General features: G+C 33.6%; 19 protein-coding genes. 16 read left to right on the top strand and 3 right to left on the bottom strand.

What is annotated here, in order from left to right:
- Positions 1-4 precede the first annotated feature (4 nt).
- The 3 genes from JRC48_RS10830 to JRC48_RS10840 all read left to right on the top strand — a co-directional run bounded on the left by JRC48_RS10830 (position 5) and on the right by JRC48_RS10840 (position 2,143).
- Positions 5-448: a MarR family winged helix-turn-helix transcriptional regulator gene (locus JRC48_RS10830; protein WP_235069515.1), complete on the top strand. Its 444-nt coding sequence runs from the start codon at positions 5-7 to the stop codon at positions 446-448.
- Between the two features lie 70 nt (positions 449-518).
- A complete protein-coding gene (locus tag JRC48_RS10835; protein ID WP_235069516.1) occupies positions 519-1,916 on the top strand; it encodes an MATE family efflux transporter in 1,398 nt (465 codons plus the stop codon).
- 17 nt (positions 1,917-1,933) lie between these two features.
- Positions 1,934-2,143 carry a copper ion binding protein gene (locus tag JRC48_RS10840; protein WP_235069517.1) on the top strand — a complete coding sequence of 70 codons (210 nt, stop codon included), beginning with the start codon at positions 1,934-1,936 and terminating at the stop codon, positions 2,141-2,143.
- 131 nt (positions 2,144-2,274) lie between these two features.
- On the opposite strand, the gene JRC48_RS10845 is transcribed toward JRC48_RS10840, so the two are convergent.
- Positions 2,275-3,252: a helix-turn-helix domain-containing protein gene (locus tag JRC48_RS10845; protein WP_235069518.1), complete on the bottom strand. Its 978-nt coding sequence runs from the start codon at positions 3,250-3,252 to the stop codon at positions 2,275-2,277.
- A gap of 245 nt (positions 3,253-3,497) precedes the next feature.
- Between JRC48_RS10845 and JRC48_RS10850 the strand changes: the two genes are divergently transcribed.
- From JRC48_RS10850 to JRC48_RS10860, 3 genes are all read left to right on the top strand, one after another.
- Positions 3,498-3,710 carry a hypothetical protein gene (locus JRC48_RS10850; protein WP_235069519.1) on the top strand — a complete coding sequence of 71 codons (213 nt, stop codon included), beginning with the start codon at positions 3,498-3,500 and terminating at the stop codon, positions 3,708-3,710.
- Between the two features lie 64 nt (positions 3,711-3,774).
- The gene (locus tag JRC48_RS10855) at positions 3,775-4,974 is read left to right on the top strand and encodes an IS66 family transposase (RefSeq protein ID WP_235069520.1); all 1,200 of its coding nucleotides are present in this window, start codon (positions 3,775-3,777) and stop codon (positions 4,972-4,974) included.
- Positions 4,975-5,290: 316 nt separating this feature from the next.
- Entirely contained in the window at positions 5,291-5,977 is a 687-nt protein-coding gene (locus tag JRC48_RS10860) for a queuosine precursor transporter (protein ID WP_235069521.1), read from the top strand.
- Between the two features lie 393 nt (positions 5,978-6,370).
- Here JRC48_RS10860 and JRC48_RS10865 read toward each other — a convergent pair whose 3' ends face one another.
- Positions 6,371-7,060: a radical SAM protein gene (locus JRC48_RS10865; protein ID WP_235069522.1), complete on the bottom strand. Its 690-nt coding sequence runs from the start codon at positions 7,058-7,060 to the stop codon at positions 6,371-6,373.
- A 139-nt stretch (positions 7,061-7,199) separates the two neighbouring features.
- Between JRC48_RS10865 and JRC48_RS10870 the strand changes: the two genes are divergently transcribed.
- From JRC48_RS10870 to JRC48_RS10895, 6 genes are all read left to right on the top strand, one after another.
- A complete protein-coding gene (locus JRC48_RS10870; RefSeq protein WP_235069523.1) occupies positions 7,200-9,569 on the top strand; it encodes a YfhO family protein in 2,370 nt (789 codons plus the stop codon).
- Positions 9,570-9,633: 64 nt separating this feature from the next.
- Positions 9,634-10,293: a hypothetical protein gene (locus tag JRC48_RS10875; protein WP_235069524.1), complete on the top strand. Its 660-nt coding sequence runs from the start codon at positions 9,634-9,636 to the stop codon at positions 10,291-10,293.
- A 205-nt stretch (positions 10,294-10,498) separates the two neighbouring features.
- Complete coding sequence (locus tag JRC48_RS10880) at positions 10,499-11,257, top strand: alpha/beta fold hydrolase (RefSeq protein ID WP_235069525.1); 759 nt, start codon at positions 10,499-10,501, stop codon at positions 11,255-11,257.
- 3 nt (positions 11,258-11,260) lie between these two features.
- Positions 11,261-12,895 carry a Mur ligase family protein gene (locus tag JRC48_RS10885; RefSeq protein ID WP_235069526.1) on the top strand — a complete coding sequence of 545 codons (1,635 nt, stop codon included), beginning with the start codon at positions 11,261-11,263 and terminating at the stop codon, positions 12,893-12,895.
- 52 nt (positions 12,896-12,947) lie between these two features.
- Positions 12,948-13,550, top strand: a complete 603-nt coding sequence (locus JRC48_RS10890) for an NUDIX hydrolase (protein ID WP_235069527.1) — start codon at positions 12,948-12,950, stop codon at positions 13,548-13,550.
- Positions 13,551-13,669: 119 nt separating this feature from the next.
- Positions 13,670-14,881, top strand: coding sequence for a D-alanine--D-alanine ligase family protein (locus JRC48_RS10895; protein WP_235069528.1), 1,212 nt, complete (start codon positions 13,670-13,672; stop codon positions 14,879-14,881).
- A 195-nt stretch (positions 14,882-15,076) separates the two neighbouring features.
- On the opposite strand, the gene clpP is transcribed toward JRC48_RS10895, so the two are convergent.
- Entirely contained in the window at positions 15,077-15,691 is a 615-nt protein-coding gene (gene clpP, locus JRC48_RS10900; RefSeq protein WP_235069529.1) for an ATP-dependent Clp endopeptidase proteolytic subunit ClpP, read from the bottom strand.
- A gap of 311 nt (positions 15,692-16,002) precedes the next feature.
- Between clpP and gap the strand changes: the two genes are divergently transcribed.
- From gap to tpiA, 4 genes are all read left to right on the top strand, one after another.
- Entirely contained in the window at positions 16,003-17,010 is a 1,008-nt protein-coding gene (gene gap, locus JRC48_RS10905) for a type I glyceraldehyde-3-phosphate dehydrogenase (protein ID WP_235069530.1), read from the top strand.
- A gap of 133 nt (positions 17,011-17,143) precedes the next feature.
- Positions 17,144-18,367 carry a competence/damage-inducible protein A gene (locus tag JRC48_RS10910; RefSeq protein WP_235069531.1) on the top strand — a complete coding sequence of 408 codons (1,224 nt, stop codon included), beginning with the start codon at positions 17,144-17,146 and terminating at the stop codon, positions 18,365-18,367.
- A gap of 78 nt (positions 18,368-18,445) precedes the next feature.
- Positions 18,446-19,657 carry a phosphoglycerate kinase gene (pgk, locus tag JRC48_RS10915; protein WP_235069532.1) on the top strand — a complete coding sequence of 404 codons (1,212 nt, stop codon included), beginning with the start codon at positions 18,446-18,448 and terminating at the stop codon, positions 19,655-19,657.
- 104 nt (positions 19,658-19,761) lie between these two features.
- A complete protein-coding gene (gene tpiA / locus JRC48_RS10920; protein WP_235069533.1) occupies positions 19,762-20,508 on the top strand; it encodes a triose-phosphate isomerase in 747 nt (248 codons plus the stop codon).
- The last annotated feature ends 122 nt before the right edge of the window (positions 20,509-20,630 follow it).

A 20,630-nucleotide genomic window follows, 5' to 3' on the forward strand; every position in this document is an offset into this window, starting at 1 on the left:
TTTCATGAACGAGGTAATTGGAAAAACAATGTCTATTTTATATCGATATCGTCAGATGATTATTAATCATAAATTAAGGCCTTATGGACTTGGGAGTGGGCAGCATATCTTTTTAATTAACATTGCTAGACATGAAGGAATCAATCAAAAGGATTTAACTCATTTAGTAAAAATTGATAAGGCGACAACAGCAAAGGCTTTAAAGAAACTAGAAGACAGTGGTTATATTTATCGTCAATGCGATGAAGGGGATCGCCGATACAATCAACTTTTTTTAACAACAAAAGGGCATGAAATGATGCCGATTATTGTATCTACTTTAGGAGAGATTACAGATAGCTTGATTGAAGGATTAACAGAAGAAGAGCAGAATTATTTCTCAAAGTGTTTAGATACAATGCTAGATAACGCGCTTCATGTCGTTGATCAGTTAAGAAATGAGAAATAGATAATGAATTTGATGAGTATTTGATAACAGAGTCGTTGCAAATACTTGTATAGAAGGGGGATTATAGTTAATGAATCGGCAAAAGCTTTTAGGAGAAGAAAAAATTTCAAAGTTATTAATTCAATTTTCAGTGCCAGCTATTATTGGGATGGTTGTTAATACGTTATATAATATCGTCGATCGAATGTATATTGGTAATATTCCAGATATAGGAGGATTGGCATTAACAGGTGTAGGAATTACAATGCCCATTATGACGATTATTATGGCGTTTGGAATGTTAATCGGTGTTGGAACCAGTGCTCGTATTTCATTAAAGCTTGGAGAGCATAAGAGAGAGGAAGCAGAACACCATCTTGGAAATGCCTTTGTCTTAATTTTAATAACAAGTGTTATTATTACAGTTATGGGCTTAACTTTTATGAATCCAATTTTAAGATTATTTGGTGCTAGCCCTGAAACGGAAATTTATGCGGCACAATATATGCAAATTATTTTCTTAGGAACGATTTTTAATATGTTAAGCTTCGGATTAAATCACTCTATTCGTAGTGATGGAAATCCTAAAATCGCGATGTTCTCAATGCTAATTGGAGCGGGAACCAATATTATTTTAGATCCTATTTTTATTTTTTTATTAGGACTAGGTGTACGTGGGGGGGCGATTGCTACAGTTATTTCTCAAATGGCCTCAATGACTTGGATTTTATATTATTTTACAAAAGGTAAAGGGTCGATTAAAATTACACGTCAAACGATGAAACTTAAAAAATCAATTGTGATTAGTATTTTTTCAATTGGAATGAGTCCGTTTGCGATGCAGCTTGCTCAAAGTATCGTACAGGTTTTAGCTAATAATTCATTAAAAATTTACGGAGGAGATTTAGCAATTGGTGCGATGACGATTATTAGTAGTATTTCAATGATTTTTATGATGCCCATATTTGGTTTGAACCAAGGGTCGCAGCCTGTTATCGGCTATAACTACGGTGCTAAACAATATCATCGTGTTAAAGAAGCGATGAAAATTCTAGTTATCGTAGCGACAATGATTGTTTCAGTTGGATGGGTTTTAATCCAATTTGCACCGCAATTATTGATTGGTGTATTCGGTGCCAATCAGTCACTTCTAGAAATAGCTAAAACGGGGTTACGTATCTTTTTATTTATGTTACCAGCATTAGGTTTTCAATCGATTAGCTCAAATTATTTTCAATCAATCGGTAAAGCGAAAATCTCCATGTTTTTAAGTTTATTACGACAAGTTATTTTATTAATTCCGTGTTTAATTATTTTACCGCGTATCGGTGGTTTAGGATTAATGGGAGTCTGGTTAGCAGGTCCTGTAGCGGATGGATTAGCTTCGATTATTACTGGGATTGTTTTCTTTCATTCTGTTCGTCAATTAAATAAGGCAGAAGAAAATGAAACACAAACTTTTCATACAGAGAAGTCACTAAGAGCTTAAAGTAAGGAGGAGTTGAAATGAAAACAGTTATTTTAAAAGTTAATGGAATGAGTTGTCATCATTGTGTCAGTTCTATTCATGATGCAGTTACATCGATTGTTGGTGTCAAAGAAGTAAAGGTTGATTTAAAAGCAAAGTTAGTAGAGGTAGAATATGATGAAGCTTTTACTAACGAATTGTTAATGATTGAGTGTATTGAAGATCAAGGCTTTGATGTTAAATTATAAAAAAGTGTGCAATTGCGCACTTTTGTTTTTTTCAAAAAAAGTTATAATTTAATTGAGATAAGGTTATTCGGGATGACTTATCTTATAAAACAGGGGAATAAAAAAACATCTTTCTTTTTAAAGATGTTTTTTTATTTTGTAAATGAACTAATGTCCTGTTTAATTGAATCAATATCAACTCCTAAACGAGTTAAATAGCTATCTAGCTGTTGAATAAGTCGATCAGAACCAAGAAGGGTGTAAATTTCATAGGTACGTTTGAAGTGTAAGAATGCTTCCTTTTCATCACCAAGATGATAAAGTGCAGTTCCTTTTGTTGCCGTGAGATCCCCTAAATAAATATAGACAAATTTACAATGTGCCAGATTAATTCCTTTAGATGCTATTTCAATGCTTTTATTGTATTGTTTTTCTTGAAGATAAAATTGTGATAGATAAAAATGGGCACGTAAAATATGATAGGTTTCGATACTTTCATAATTGGCAAGACGATTATCAATTGTTGAATGTAGGAGTTCAAAAGCCTCTTTTTTTCGATCTAACTGAAACAGACAGATGGCTTTATCAGTGTTAATTCCCACTTCTTCGATAGTAAAAATATGTGTGCATTCAATCCCGTTTTCATCAGTGATTAAAAAGGTTTTTAATGATTCTTCAATCAACTCTAACGCTTTTTTAGGATTATTGTATTTTTTAAGTTGAATGACTCCTTTTTGATAGATGTGAAATTGCTTGCCTATTCCAAATTGAAAGTCTGTTAAACATTCACATTCTTTAACTAATTCTTCGAGCTTCGTATAATCTCCAGTCGTTGTGCATTTTTTCATTTCATGAATATAGTGAGTGGTTTGTTCATAGTTATGATAATAACACTGTTCAATGAGTAATTTAATATCGACATGAAGTTTATTACATAGTTGATAAAGAAGAATTAAACTCGGATTTCGTTTTCCATTTAAGATTTTATTTAAATGATCGCGTGGGGTAATGCCCGCTGCTAATTCACTTTGAGTCATCCCTTTTTCAGTTGCTATTTCTTTTAACTTTTGCGTTAATAACTGAAAGTTAATATAATAACCATTTAAGTTTGGAAATCTGTGATCTGTCATGTTGTCCTCATTTCTTTATATGATAAGATTTCTATCTATTATTATAAAATATATGTTAATAGGAAGTCATTAGATAAGCCTAAATAATTTATTATAAAATAGTAACTATTCAGCCACCAAGTAAACGAATTCCGTTTATTGGTGGTTTTGTTAATGATATGTAGCTCTCGTGAATAACTTACCTATTTATAAGATTTACGTTATAATATCCTTACTATTCCAACTTTAGAAGAAGGTGTCATCTTATGTCAGAATCTGAAATCATCAAAGTTTATCATGAAGGAATTCAATCCGTCATTACTTTAGTTCAAGGACTTTCCACTCAAATCTCTGATTTATCTCAAACGATTGAGAAACAAAATAAAATCATTTCAGATTTAGATGCTCGCCTTAAAAAACTTGAAAAACAATCAAATAAAACAAGTCAAAACAGTCGTGGGTTCCCTGCCCTGCGATAGCAGACATCACCCACTAGTAGGGTAATAACCTCCCTCAACCGATGGTTTTAAAAAGACAAAAAGTTTGCGTCAACCTTCAAATAAAAAACCGGGTGGTCAAGTCGGACATCAAGGTTCAACCTTAAAAATGATAAAAGATCCGGATCATGTCGTCACACATCATCCGAAAATTTGCCGAGGGTGTGGGTGTTGTTTAGAAAACGTTGAACCTCAAAAAACGATTCGACGTCAAGTTTTTGATTTACCGAGATTAAGGCTTCAAGTCACTGAGCATCAATCTCAAATTAAAGTATGTCCTAACTGTCACTTTAAAAATGAAGGACTATTTCCGAAACATGTCACACAACCGACACAATATGGGCCACATTTAACAAGTGTATTAACTTATTTCAGTCACTATCAATTGATTCCTTTCAACCGTCTGAAACAATTGACTCAAGATATTTTCAAAGCGACCATCAGCCAAGGAACACTGGTGAATATGACGAAACGATGTGATGAGTTATTAGAAACGACTGAAGCTTCAATCAAAGAAAATCTTTTGGCATCAAATCATCTTCATTTAGATGAAACAGGCTGTTATGTCAATGGAAAGAGACACTGGCTTCACGTGACTTCAAATCAAAAATTCACGCATTACTTTGTTCATGAAAAGCGTGGCTCTCAAGCCATTGAAGCCAATGGCATTCTTCCCTCTTTCAAAGGAACCGTCATCCATGACCATTGGACCCCGTATTTTAAATATGATGATTGTACGCATGCTTTATGTAACGTTCATCATTTAAGAGAGTTTAAAGGAATCATCGATTTTGAGAACCAACAGTGGGCAAAAAACATGACGAAATTATTACTTGAAGCTAAAACTTATTCAGAAGAGACGGAATATCCTTTACCCTTATCTAAAATACAGGAGTTTGAGAAACGATACCAACAAATCATCGAAGAGGGTTACCGTGAGAATCCTTTAAAACTGCATGAAAAGAATACGGATTCCGTTCGATTACTCAATCGTTTATCGAAACGACAAGAAGAAGTATTAGAATTTCTGTATCAAGTTGAAGTTCCGTTTGATAATAATTTAGCTGAGCGTGATGTCCGAATGACTAAAACTAAACAAAAAATATCCGGATGTTTTCGAACAGAAAAAGGGGCTCATTGTTTCGCCCGAATCAGAGGTTTCATCTCTACTTGTCAAAAGCAAGGATTAAATATTATCGAAAGTATTGAAACCATTTTAATGGGAAATACGATTCAATTTTCATAACATTCACAAGGAGTACTTCACTAAACGAGCACTCCTTTTTGTGATACTCTTTTCTACTAGGCTGAATAGTTACATAAAATATTACAATTGTCGAAAAATGTATGATTTCGACAGAATTCGTGATATAATATCTTACTGTAACATGAATAAAATCCTCATGCTGTTGGCAGAATCCAGCTTTATCAAAAATAGGAGGTCTAGTTTTACGAACGCAGACTTATTTTGTGATGCGTTTGTTTAATCATGATCTTATCTGCTCCTGTTTTTTCTTAGGAGTTTTTTTATTGTTATAAACTAGAAGATAAGGGTGATTATTATGACAAATGAATTAATTGCAGTATTGTTCATCATTGTTAACTTTTTCTTAGTTGTCCTAAGCTACAAGCTATTTGGTCGAAAAGGATTATATGCATATATTACAATGAGTGTTATTGCGGCTAATATTCAAGTAGCTAAAACAACAACTATTTTCGGAATTGCAACAACTCTAGGAAACACGATGTTTAGTGGAATTTTCTTAGCGACTGATTTATTAAGTGAAAAATATGGGAAAAAAGCTGCGATGACAGCTGTATTTATCGGGTTTTTCACGCAATTATCGTTTTTAATTGTAACTCAGTTTTCATTATTCTTTACGCCACATGAGTCAGATTGGGCACAACCTCATATGGATGGATTATTTAGTTTAGCTTTACCAGTTTTCACAATCGCGGGATTAAGTTCATTCATCGTTTCTCAAAATATAGATGTGTTTATTTTCCATCTTATTAAGGAAAGATTCCCAGAAGATAAATGGTTATGGTTACGAAATAACGGTAGTACGTTAATTAGTCAATTTGTAGATACATTTATTTTTACGGCAATTGTTGTGATGTTTGGTTTATGGAGCATGGACGTTGCTGTTGAAATTTTCTTCATTACATATTTCTTTAAAGTGATTTTAAGTATCTCGGATACACCATTTGTTTATTTATTAAAGAAAGTTGATCCGTTAGATTTATAAGATATAGACCAGCCTTTTTGGCTGGTTTTTTTATTCATAATGATTTTCCTAGAAGTAGATTAAAAGAAGAGAAGTGTTAAAAATCATTAAATTAACCTTATTAATAGTTTTATCAATTCACTTATACATTTGGCTATACAGACGGAAAATTAAAATTGATCTTTGGGTATTTAAGTCAAACTCTGTAAAGTTAGATATAAAGTAGGGTGTACAGACGAATGAACTCAATGTGCTTAATTTTGATAAAAATACGTTATTTTTTAGAAATTAGTGATGTCAAAGTTAAGAAAATAGTAGTAAAAGACTTAAATGAATTAAATAGTTTTTTGTTGATAGGGGTCATCCCTGTAAGAAGTCAAATAGAAAAAGCAAGAACTATTCGTTCTTGCTTTTTTAGTCACCCACTCCAAAGTCAGTGTTATTCCATAAAACTTCTAAATGATTAACATCATCTAACCATTTATATTCTTCATAGAACCATTCTTTAAGTTTTGGATCGGGTTTAATTATCGTTGTATTTTCACAATAAACATTTACGGTTGCATGATCAAATTGATTTAAAACAATATCAATATCACGTTTAATCATTTCTTTTGTTTGGCCCTTTATTCCAACCATGATACAAGGAGAATCAAAATATTTTTTTAACTCCTCAACACTTTGAAAAGGAGCTCCTTTTTTTAAAAACTTTTCACGAAAATCGTAATCAAATGACTCGACTCCAGTTTTAAACATTATATCGATTTCTAGACGATTACGCATTTTATCTAGATGGTTTCGATAAATCCAATGGGCCTCAGCGAACAGTTTCTTAAATTCATGTTCATCGATTGTTGACTTAATCATCGTTAATGTTTCTTTAGGCAAATCAAAAATATTTCCTGAGTTGATGACTTCAAACGTATCATAAATCCCTTTAACATTTGATAACACTTCTTTATTTAATTGGTTCATTTCTTCAACGTTGGTTGAGTTGTCACCAATGTAGTCACAAAAGGCGCATTTTCCATAGGCACACGGGCGACTTTTAAGAAGAACGATTTCACGTGGAAATTTTTCTTTTATAATATTATATCTATCCATTATTATCACCTGTTTTAGTATATCAAATATCATTAACATATGACTCGTAATGTGTCTTAATTTAATAGCTATTTTTTGGGAATGATAAATAGTTTTTATGGTAAAATGAAACTAATTCATGGTGGTTAGGTGGGATGTTGTGTTGACAACTTTAGAATATATGAAAAAAGCATTTGGTTATATTGCTTTAATGTTTATTATTATTTTTTGGGGTTTTATTTTTTCAAATCATTTTATTTATTCTGTTAAAGGACAGTATTTTGAGAATTATTTATCCATTTATACAAATGCGCACGATCTGTTATTTCAAAAAACGTTGCCTATGTGGTCGTTTAATTTCTTTTTAGGTGGAAACTTTCTAGGAGCTCAAAATGTATATTCGGTCTTTAATCCATTTTTTTTATTGACGCTACCTTTTTCAACTAGTCTATTACCTAAGTTATACTTCCCGCTACTTCTACTAAAAACATTACTAGCAACCTGGTCCTTGTCATTATATATGCGGCAAACGAAGTGGTTTAAGGGGCATACCATTTTAGTGGCAAGTATCTTATATCTTTATAATGGGTGGTATTTAAGTAATTTAAGTGAATTTGTTACGATCGAGTTACTTTTCTTTGTTCCGCTTGTACTTTATGGAATTGAGAAACTTCTGTCTTCTGGTCGTAAGAGGTACTTTGTAGCGACTTATACGATCATGCTGCTTTCACATTTCACCTTTACAGCGTTATCCTTACCTTTTTTCATTGTCTATATCTTTATTCGTTTGAAAATAGAAAGAGAAAAAAGTCGAGAAATTTTTGTTGATGATGTGAAGAAGTTTTTCATCTCAACAATTTTAATTGCTGGAATCAACATGATCTTTATCTTACCTTTATGTCTTGCACTAAATGCTATGTCTATAGAATTAAGGGAGGGCATCACTTTAGGATCATTATTAGGACTTTTTGTTCAAGGATTATTTCCGCCTTTTCATGAGTCCTTTAAAGGATCAATCATGTTTGCTAAGAATATAAGTTTTGTCCCACTTTATCAATCGGCTTTAGTTGTATTAATAATTCCTCAATTTATCAAGTTAGTAAGTAAAGAGGCAAGAAGAATAACTGTTTTTTCATATATACTTATCTTAATGGTTGTGTTTTTGACTCAGTCACTTGAATTAGTGAATGTGACGTCGCTGGCTCCTTTAAATACGAATGTGATTTCAATCTTTTTAATTTTGTTTAACACGTTAATAGTGGCTTATGTTTTTAATGATTTAAGATTAGTTAATATCAATCTATTAAGACAAACGACTAGTTTCTTTAAAGAGTTGCTGCTGATCGTATTAGGAGGTGTTTTTCTCTTTCAACTGTACTTAAAACACCCCAAATTATCTTCTTTAACAGGAAATGACATCATAGATGAGTTAATTGTTTTATCTCCTTATTTAATGTTAGGGTTAATGATTATTTTCATGATGAAATTATACCGCGTTATTCTTAGTAAAATAGTAGAAGGGGATCAGACATTTAGTTGGAAGACTATTGTTTCTTTTTTGATGATTGAATGCATTGTCGTGTCTCATGTTTACTTTGCGACCAATCAAGAGCAGTCTGTCTTTGTTAAAAATTATATGGTAGATGAGCAGTCCATCACGAATAAGACATACGCGGTCGTAAATTACTTACAAGCGATAGACCCAGAGTTTTACCGCATCATTAATAGTTATGAAATTCAGTATAATGAGCCGCTTTATCAAGGGTATAACGGGTTTTCGATTGCTAATCCATATCTTGTCTCATCTTCACATGATGTTTCGTGGATGTTAGATGAACGCGTTAAAAAAAGTCTGTCTATTTCAGCAATGGATTATATGCTAACAACCGCGTTATCGGCGAAGTATTACTTTACCGCGGATTATGAAGTCCCGCTTCCTGGCTATCAATACTATGACCGTATTTCAGGAATTACCATTTATGAAAATGAGTACTTTATTCCTGTTGGAACGAGCAGTCTTTATTATGTATTAGAATCTGAATTCAACAAACTAAATCGTCAACAGCAACACTATGTATTTTTGAAATGCATTATTTTAGAAGATGAACGTTTAGCACAAACTTATGGTTTACAGTCGTTTGACCTTACACTATTACCAGAAAATCTAGGTGAGATTCAATACTTTGAGGCGGCTCAAATGCGTCAAATGCTCGGGGCAAAAGAAGTCAGGTATGAACCAAATAAAATTAAACATGATTATGTGACGTCATCTAAGACATTACTGACTTATTCTATTCCTTATAATGAAGGATGGATAGCTTATGCAAACGGGAAAGAAGTTCCTATTTATGAAGTAAATGATGGGTTCATTGGAATTGGTCTATCTGAGGGTGGAGAATATGAGATTGAGCTTATTTACTGCTCACCGGGATTTGGCCTTGGCTTTTCTGTTTCAGCTATTACATGTTTAATTATCCTTTCAAACTTTTATCACAGTTATGATCGTCGTAAAAAAATTGCCTCAATGTAGTTTGAGGCAATTTTTATTTGATAATGTGTATACTAAAGATAGATTTAACATAAGGAGAAGTGCTATGAAATTTAATTTTAAATGGATGATGAGTCTTTTTCTTGCTATCATTTTAATTTATCAAACGAATGTATCTTGTAAAGCGGAAAATATAGCTACACCTACCGATTTGCTAGTTCAGTTAAATGAAGCCTCTACCATTACGGTGAAAAAGAGTTGGTTTTCATTTAATAAACATTATAAAGTGTATGTTGAAGGTGAAAAAGTTGGTGAGATGGAGGGACTTTATTTTAACATTTTTGGAGAACGATTAGTGTTAAAAGACTTAAAGGGAAATGTTTATGGATCAGAACAGCAGGTGAAACGTTTTAATGTACGATTAAATCGAATAGCACAAGTTTATAATGGAGCGGATGATCCGGTTGGATTTATTGGAGAGCAAGTGATTCGTGATTTTTTTAGATGGGGAAAAACCTTTCACTTTTATGACACGAGCTTTAATGAAATTGCGATTTCAAAGCAACGTTGGTTTAGAATTTTTTCAGAATATATGATTGAAGACATGAACGGTGAAATGTTGTATAAAGTAAAGAAAAAATGGTCATTATTTACGACCACTTATGAAATCACCATTTATAATTCAACGATTTTACCTGTTGAACAGGCGTTATTTTTAACAGTGATTTTAAATTCTATAGATGAAGTAGATGAAAACAGCGAGTAAAAGGAAGAAGTGTATCATTCTTCCTTTTTATTGCGTATAATAGGTTTGAACCCAGTAATTTCTGTTAAAAAAGTCCTTATTATGAGGAATTATTTTCTATTATTTATTAATAAATGTAAATATTAGTTTTTTTTTGATAGACCCTTAAATTTTGTGGACGATTGTCATATAATAGTAAAGACTATAGTTTAGGAGATGGTGAACAATGTTCATTAAGATAGATGACATAAATATTTATTATGAAGTAGAGGGACAGGGGCACCCAATTCTGTTATTACATGGGTGGGGACAAAGTGTTGCTGCGTTTAAGCCAGTATTCGATTATTTAAAGCAAAATTTTCAAGTTTATAGTTTAGATTTTCCGGGATTTGGACAAAGTGAAGAACCAAAAAGTATTTGGTCGGTTTATGATTATGCCGATATGGTAGAAAAATTTGTTAAACAATTAGAGATTAAAAGCCCAACTATTTTTGGTCATTCTTTTGGTGGACGTGTTGGGATTATTTATGCAGGTCGTCAAAATGATTTAAATAAGTTAGTCTTAATCGATAGTGCAGGAGTTAAACCGAAACGTGGATTAGATTACTATATGCGAGTTTATACTTATAAGCTAGGTAAAAAAGTATTAAGCTTACCAGGACTACGTGCGTATAAAGAAAAAATGATGGAGAATGCAGGATCGTCTGACTATAAAAATGCCTCACCGATGATGCGTCAAATTATGAGTAAAGTCGTTAATGAAGATTTACAGCATTTAATGCCATCCATCAAAGCAGAAACGTTACTTGTATGGGGTGAATTAGATGATGCCACTCCATTAAGTGATGCGAAGATTATGGAACAAAAAATTTCTGGATCTGGATTAGTGGTCTTCAAAGGAGCGGGACATTATTCTTATTTAGATTGTTTAGGACAATTTTTCCGTGTTATTGATGTGTTCTTAGAAAAAGAAAGAGGTGAATAATCGATGAGTATGATTTTAGGTGTTTTATTAGGAATTTTAAGTTTGGCTTTACTTTGGACACTGTGGGGACGTATGAGTCATGCCCTTCAAATGCTACAGCAATGTCATTATATGAATGATCGCTTTACGACATGGATTGCTGGGCATCGTTTAGTTGCGTTACCTGCACCACTGTCAGTCTTAGTGATTGCCTACTGGGCGTTATTAGTGATTAGTTTCTTATTTCCACTTCCATCGTCAGTTTTAAGTGTTGGAACAATCGTTATCGGTATATTAGGGTTAGGAATGATTAAGATTAGTAGTGGAGTTTCAAAGGAATCGAAAAAACCACTAAAAATGACGGCTCGTGTGTGGCGTATCGTTGCAACAGGAAGCATTATCATGTTATTAATTGCTGGATTAAGTTCATTATTTTTAAATGCAAGTGGTAGTATTCTACTTTCACAGATTACAGGTTGGTTATTAACCTTTAACCTATTTGCTTATTTATTAATGTTACTTGCCAATCAGTTAAATAAACCGATGGAAAATAGTATTCGATTAGGGTTTATTAATGATGCGCGTCGTATCATCAAAGGATCGCCATCATTAGATGTAATTGGTGTAACTGGAAGCTATGGAAAAACGAGTACCAAACACGCGTTAAATGCTATTTTATCAGAACAGTTTAATACGTTAATGACACCTGAAAGTTATAATACGCCAATGGGAATTACGATCACGATTCGTAATTATTTAAAACCCATCCACAGTAAATTTATTGCGGAAATGGGTGCCTATAAAGTTGGAGAAATCAAGGAGTTATGTGAGATTGCTTATCCAAAATACGGAGTATTAACATCAGTTGGGCCACAACATTTAGAAACATATAAAACAATTGATAACGTTAAACGAACAAAATTTGAGTTAATTGAATATTTACCGCAAGATGGAATTGGTTTTATTAACATCGATGATGAAAATATTCGTGATTACTATGAAACAAAGTTTACTGGAAAATGTACCGTTTATACGTATGGAATTGAACGTGAAGCAGACTATCGAGCAAGTGATATTGTGGTGAGCGAAAAAGGTACAACGTTTAATGTGACATTCCGAGATGGAAGTGTTCATCAATTCCAAACGAAGTTATTAGGACTTCATAATATTTATAATACGGTTGCTAGTATTGCTTTAGGAAACGAACTAGGAATTCCAGTAGAAAAAATGCAAGTGGCTGTTCGTAAGATGAAGCCAGTCACGCATCGATTAGAATTACGTCGAAATGGAAACTTTACGATTATTGATGATGCTTTCAACTCAAATCCAGTCGGATCAAAAATGGCGTTAGAAGTTTTAGGACAAATGAATGGAAAACGTATCGTTTTAACACCTGGAATGGTTGATTTAGGGACAGCTCAATTTGAATTAAATAAAGCCTTTGGAACTTACATGAAAGATACATGTGACTATGTCATCTTAGTCGGTAAAAAACAAACAGAGCCAATTCAAGAGGGATTAAAAGAAGTCGGATTTGATGAAGACAAAATTACCGTTGCTGAAAACTTAACTGAAGCGTTTAAAGTGATGTATGAAGTGGTAGAACCAGGAGCGTTTGTTTTAATTGAAAATGACTTACCTGAATTATTTGCTGAATAATTGCTGTAGCTGTAGATGACAAATTAAACTTTATAGAAAGTAGGGAAGTGGGATGGATGATCAAGTTTTAGACTTTATTAAAAAGGTTCAATCAATTTCACAGATTGGCTTATCATTTTCAACCGATCCATATGCGGTTGATAATTACAAAGAATTAAAAGAGATAAGTATTAAGATGTTACATGATTATACATCGTTACCTTTGAATGAATGTGACTTGTATAAAGATTTTACTTATCCAACCCCTCAACCTGCTGTACGTTCACTAGTTATTAACGAAGATCAAGTGTTGCTAGTTAAAGAGAAAGATAGCGGACTTTGGTCTTTACCAGGTGGTTGGTGTGATATTGATTGCTCACCTAAAGAAACTGCAATCAAAGAAACATTTGAAGAATCAGGATATGTCATCGATTGTACGAAGTTATTAGCAGTTTTTGATAGAAGAAACTATATTAAAAAGTCAGTATACGATGTGTATTGTCTATATTTCCTAGGGAATGTCGTAGCGGGAGAACCGAAATGTAATCATGAAACTGAGGATATTGGTTGGTTTAACATTTCATCTTTACCGCCGCTTTCTCGTAAAAATTCAATTGAAGAGATTCAAAAGGCCTATGAAGTTTATCAAAAAAATTTAGAGACATATTTTGAATAATTGATACAAAAAATGTTTCTTAAGAGAGCTATTTCTTGATAAAATAAACATATGTTTTTACGTTCAGATAAGGTATACTTGAAGAAGGATACTAAACTTAAATTAAAGGGGGCTTCCTCATGAAGTTAAAAGTTGGTGTGTTTTTTGGTGGTGAGTCTGTAGAACACGAAATTTCAATTATTTCTGCTAATCAGGCGATGCATGCCATCGATCGAACAAAATATGATGTTGTGCCAGTTTATTTGTCTAAAAAACGTGAATGGTACACAGGTGAGGCATTATTCGATGTCAAAGAATATAAAAATTTAGATGCGTTATTAAAAAAATGTCAACGTATTATTATTGTACCTAATAACGGTAAAATTCAAATCGAACGTTATCCAGCTAAAAAGTTTGGAAGCAATGTGGTTAATACAATCGATGTTGCTATTCCAGTTATTCATGGAACAAATGGTGAAGACGGGGCATTACAAGGATTCTTCGAATTAAATGGAATTCCTTATTCAGGATGTGAAGTCGCTGCTGCAGCAGTAGGGCAAGATAAAGTGTTTATGAAAAACATTTTACGTGATTCAGGATTACCAATTACAAAATATGTTTGGTATTACTCATCAGATTGGTATGCAAATCAAGAATCTTGTTTAGATACAATTGAAGAAAAATTAATGTACCCAGTTATGATCAAGCCTGCTAGCTTAGGATCAAGTGTTGGGATTTCTAAAGCAACTGATCGCGCATCATTAGAAGAAGGAATTACAGAAGCGATTAGTTACGACAATAAATTTATTGTTGAAGAAATGGTCACTCAATTAGTAGAAGTTAACTGCTCGGTTATTGGAGATTTCTCAAGTGCAAAAGCATCAGTTTTAGAAGAAGTGATGGGATCAGACGAATTCTTAAGCTTTAAAGATAAGTATGAAGGTGGAGGAGGTTCTAAAGGAGCCAAATCTTCTGGAACTAAATCACAAGGGATGGCAAGTACAAACCGTATTATCCCAGCCCGTTTAACAGAAGAAGGAACAAAATACGTTCAAGATCTTGCTTTACAAACATTCCGTGTATTAGGTAGTGCAGGAGTTGCTCGTATTGACTTCTTAATCAATGCAGAAGATAATAACGTGTATGTGAATGAAATTAATACCATTCCAGGATCATTATCATTTTATTTATGGGAAAAAACAGATCGAAACTTTACTGAGTTAATGACAAGTCTTGTTGAATTAGCATTAAAACGTCAACGTGAACGTGAAAGCTTAACATTCTCATTTGAGTCTAACGTTCTTGCATTACAAGGTGGAGGAACAAAAGGTGCTAAAGGCACAAAAGCCTAAGCGTTAATCAAAAGGAACTGACTAACAAGAGTCAGTTCCTTTTTCATTCGTTAAATGAAGTAAAGATTGTAATTTAGATTAAAGTGTAGCTTTACAATGAATCGTAAAATTAAAAAATATAATTTATTTTTAAGTTTTAAGAGATAATTAATGAATTAAGAGCAAAATAAAAAGTAGAGATTTAATCTCTACTTTTTATCCTTTATGCTCAATAGAAACATCAACTGGACGAGTGACAACTTGATCAACTAATCCGTAAGCTACTGCTTCTTCAGCTGACATGAAGTTGTCACGTTCAGTATCTTGTTCAATTTTTTCAAGTGGTTGACCTGTTTGAGCAGATAAAATGTGATTTAATTTATCACGAGTTTTTAAAATATGTTTTGCAGCAATGGCAATCTCAGTGGCTTGTCCTTGTGCTCCACCTAATGGTTGATGGATCATCACTTCGCTATTAGGCAAGGCAAATCGTTTACCTTTAGCACCAGCTGAAAGTAAGAATGCACCCATTGAAGCTGCCATCCCAACACAGATAGTTGATACATCACATTTGATATAATTCATTGTATCAAAGATAGCAAATCCTGCTGTTACTGATCCACCAGGGCTATTAATATAAAGGTTAATATCTTTATCTGGATCCTCAGCAGCTAAGAATAGAAGCTGAGCTACAACGATGTTAGCTGTATAATCATTAATTTCACCACTTAACATAATAATACGATCTTTTAATAATCGAGAATAAATATCGTATGCACGCTCACCGTGAGCTGTTTGTTCAATGACTGTTGGTACTAAATAACTACTCATAGGACACCCCTCTTTGTATAAAAATTCTATAGCACATTTTACCACAATTGGACAAAAAAATATAGCATTGCGTGGGCCATACTCTATTTTAATGTTGTGAGTGGTAATATATTCATTTTTCAATGAAAAAAGTTTAACATTTTTGTTAACAATTTGTTATTATAAACGCTTACATTGGTTTATAACTTGATTATCATGGTACAAATTGTTAGAATAAAAATGTAGTAATTTTTCACAATATAATATGTGTCTAATAAACACGTAGATGTGAAAAGTAACCAATTTTATAATATCTTAGGAGGAATCTACACATGGCTGTTAAAGTAGCGATTAATGGATTCGGGCGTATCGGACGCTTAGCTTTACGTTTAATGATCGAAAACAATAACTTCGAAGTAGTTGCAATCAACGACTTAACTGATGCTAAAACATTAGCTCACTTATTCAAATACGATTCAGCTCAAGGACGTTTCAACGGAGACATCGAAGTTAAAGAAGGTGCTTTCGTAGTAAACGGAAAAGAAATCAAAGTTACTGCTGAACGTAACCCAGAATTATTACCTTGGGGAGAATTAGGAGTAGACGTAGTATTAGAATGTACTGGATTCTTCACTTCACAAGAAAAAGCTGGATTACACTTAAAAGCAGGAGCTAAAAAAGTTGTTATCTCTGCACCAGCTACAGGAGATATCAAAACTGTAGTTTACAATGTAAACCAAGATATCTTAGACGGATCTGAAACAGTTATCTCAGGAGCTTCTTGTACAACTAACTGTTTAGCTCCAATGGCTAAAGTATTAAACGATAAATTCGGTGTACAAAAAGGATTCATGACTACAATCCACGCTTACACTAACGATCAAAATACATTAGATGCACCACACGCTAAAGGTGACTTACGTCGTGCTCGTGCTGCTGCTGCATCAATCGTTCCTAACTCAACAGGAGCTGCTAAAGCTATCGGTTTAGTAATCCCTGAGTTAAACGGAAAATTAGATGGTGGAGCTCAACGTGTTCCAGTTATCACTGGTTCATTAACTGAGTTAGTATGTACTTTAAACACTAAAGTATCTGCTGCTGAAATTAACGAAGCAATGAAAGCTGCTGCTAACGAATCATTCGGATACACTGAAGAAGAATTAGTATCTGCAGACATCATCGGAATTTCTTACGGATCATTATTCGATGCAACTCAAACAAAAGTTATGGAAGTTAACGGAGAGCAATTAGTTAAAGTTGCTGCTTGGTATGACAACGAAATGTCTTACACTAACCAATTAATCCGTACTTTAGGATACTTCGCTTCTTTAATTAAATAATTTTAGTTAAGCGATATATTAGAAGCTATCCCACTCGGGATAGCTTTTTTTTATTTTTCAAGTGACAATGGGTCGATGAAAGATTAGAATAAAAATAATAAATTAGGTCATGTTAAACAAAGAGGTGAGTGGTATGAATGTTGCTATTTTAGCGATTGGAAATGAGGTTCTTAGTGGGAAGACAATTAATACAAATAGTGCATTTATCGCAAAACAAATCGAGCAATTAGGTGGAAAGGTCACACATCAACAAGTTGTTCCTGATAATGAAGATGAAATCGTACGTGGATTACAGACGGCATATGAATATGCTGAGATGGTCATTACCATTGGTGGATTAGGTCCAACAGTCGATGATTTATCAAGAGATGGAGTGGCTAGATATTTTAAAACAGAGCTAGTTTTTGATGAAGGTATTTACGAAGGGATTTGTGATTACTTCAAACGTAGTAAAAAAAACATTCCGTTTAATAATCAACGTCAGGCGTTTCGATTTAAAGAAGGTTTAGTCTTACCAAATCATAATGGAACAGCACCGGGATTATTTTTAAGCCAAGATAACCAATCCGTTTTCTTACTACCTGGACCTCCTGCGGAACTTGAATTAATGTTTTTAGAGAGTGTCAAACCCTATTTGGTTGAAAAAATAGGAGAGCGTAAAATTAGTAAAAGTTATCGCCTATGTGGGATTGGTGAGTCTTATGCTGAGGAAATGATTTTACATTTGTATGACCGTTATCCACACTTAAACATAGCCCCATATTGTGCTCCAGATAAAGTCGATTACATTGTCTCAACGATGGATGGTTATGAATCAGAGTTAGAAAACTTTGATCAAGAATTTAAAGAACTAATGAAAGATTACTACATAGGTAATCAAGAGACGGATTTGGCAGAAGTGATTGTTACTCTTCTTCAAGAAAAGCGGCTAAAAATAGCAACGGCTGAAAGTAGTACCGGAGGTTTGCTTTCATCTGCTCTTGTGAACGTTTCTGGAGCCTCTAGCGTGTTTTTAGAAGGAGTTGTAACATATAGTTATGAATCGAAGCTAAATCGCTTAAACATTGATAAAAAGCGTTTAATGGAGTTTGGTGCGGTTTCAGAAGAAATTGCTTCTGATATGGCAGTTAATTTAGCTAAACTAACAGGCGCTGATATTACGATCGGAATCACTGAAATTGCAGGGCCCAATGGTGGAAGTGAAACGAAACCAGTTGGATTAGTTTACATCGCGATCTATGTGTGTGGGCAAATTCATTTAAAATCATACATTTTTAATGGAAATCGTGAAAAAATAAGACAGCGTACTGTAGCTGAAGGATTATATTGGCTTCATTACTATATAAAAGCGCTTTAACAAAAGGTAATGTTTGAATTATATGTTAAAAAGCGTTAAAATAATATTGTGAAAAATAATTTAAGGAGGACTCATCACATGAACAAAAAAACTGTTAAAGATGTTGAGTTAAATGGAAAGAAAGTCCTTGTACGTGTTGATTTTAACGTACCAATGAAAGACGGAAAAATTACAAATGACAATCGTATCGTAGCGGCATTACCTACAATCAAATACATCTTAGAAAATGGTGGACGTGCTATCTTATTCTCTCACTTAGGAAAAGTGAAAACTGAAGAAGATAAAGCATCTAAATCATTACGTCCAGCTGCAGAGCGTTTAGCTGAATTATTAGGAAAAGATGTTAAATTTATCCCTGAAACTCGTGGAGCTGAATTAGAAGCTGCTATCGCTGAGTTAAAAGACGGAGAAGTTTTAATGTTTGAAAACACTCGTTTCGAAGATTTAGATGGTAAAAAAGAATCTAAAAACGATCCTGAGTTAGGAAAATATTGGGCTTCTTTAGGAGATATCTTCGTAAACGACGCATTCGGTACTGCACACCGTGCTCATGCATCAAACGTTGGAATATCTGCTAACTTAGAAGCTGTAGCTGGATTCTTATTAGAAAAAGAAATCGAATTCATCGGTGGAGCTGTTGATGCACCTCAACGTCCAATGGTTGCTATCTTAGGTGGAGCAAAAGTATCTGATAAAATCGGAGTTATCGAAAACTTATTAGATAAAGCTGACAAAGTATTAGTTGGTGGAGGAATGATGTTTACATTCCTTAAAGCTCAAGGTAAAAACATTGGTAAATCTTTATGTGAAGAAGATAAATTAGATTTAGCAAAAGCTTTATTAGAAAAAGGTGGAGACAAATTAGTTTTACCAATCGATACAGTTGCTGCTAAAGAATTCTCTAATGACACTGAATTCCGTGTTGTTTCAGTTGATGAATTAGCTGATGACGAAATGGGATTAGATGTTGGACCTGCTACTGTTGAGTTATTCTCTAACGTATTAAAAGATGCTAAAACAGTTGTATGGAATGGACCAATGGGTGTATTCGAAATGTCTAACTTCGCTAAAGGAACAATCGGTGTATGTGAAGCAATCGCTAACTTAGAAGGTGCTATCACAATCATCGGTGGTGGAGATTCAGCTGCTGCTGCAATGCAATTAGGATACGCTGATAAATTCTCTCACATCTCAACAGGTGGAGGAGCTTCTTTAGAATATTTAGAAGGTAAAGAATTACCAGGTGTTGCTTCATTAAGCGAAAAATGCTGTGGATGTGGATGCAAATAATTTTTTAAATTAAACTAAAAGGAATTCACCTTTTTGTGGATTCCTTTTTTAAAGCAAAGTACGTGATCAAAAGTTACATAAAATATGAATTAGAGGTGAGTTTCATGAGAAAACCAATCATCGCAGGAAACTGGAAAATGAACAAAAATTATGATGAAGCTGTAGAATTCATCAAAGCTGTAGCAGACAAAGTGCCAAGCTCAGATAAAGTAGAAACTGCTATTTGTGCGCCAGCATTATACTTACGTTCATTAGTTGAACATCAAGGAGAAAACTTACGTATTGGTGCTCAAAATATGCACTTCGAAGCTAACGGTGCATTCACTGGAGAAATCGCTCCAGGTATGTTAAAAGACTTAGGAGTAACTTATGTTATCTTAGGACACAGTGAGCGTCGTGAAATGTTCAACGAAACTGATGAAACAGTTAACAAAAAAACTCATGCAGCATTTGCTAATGGATTAGTTCCAATCGTTTGCTGTGGAGAAACTTTACAAGAACGTGAAAATGGAACAACTAATCAAATCGTTGATTCTCAAATCACACGTGCTTTAAAAGGATTATCATTAGAGCAAGTTAAAGAAACAGTTATCGCATATGAACCAATCTGGGCAATCGGAACTGGTTTAACTGCAACTAACGAACAAGCTAACGAAACAATCGGATACATCCGTTCAGTTGTCGCTCGCGAACATGGTCAAGAAGCTGCTGATGCAATCCGTATCCAATACGGTGGATCAGTTAAACCTAGCACAGTTGCTGGTTTAATGGCTCAACCAGAAATCGATGGAGCTTTAGTTGGTGGAGCTTCTTTAGATGTTGAATCATTCTTAGGATTATTAGAATTCTAATATTAACTCAATAATTAAAAAGTCATCTTCTTTTGAAGATGGCTTTTTTTATATTTTTTAATAATAACTTTGATGACGATTTAAGTAGTTCATATCTCATACTTCTTCTTAGTTGTATAATC

This window comes from Turicibacter sp. TJ11, assembly GCF_021497505.1.
Taxonomy (GTDB): domain Bacteria; phylum Bacillota_I; class Bacilli_A; order MOL361; family Turicibacteraceae; genus Turicibacter.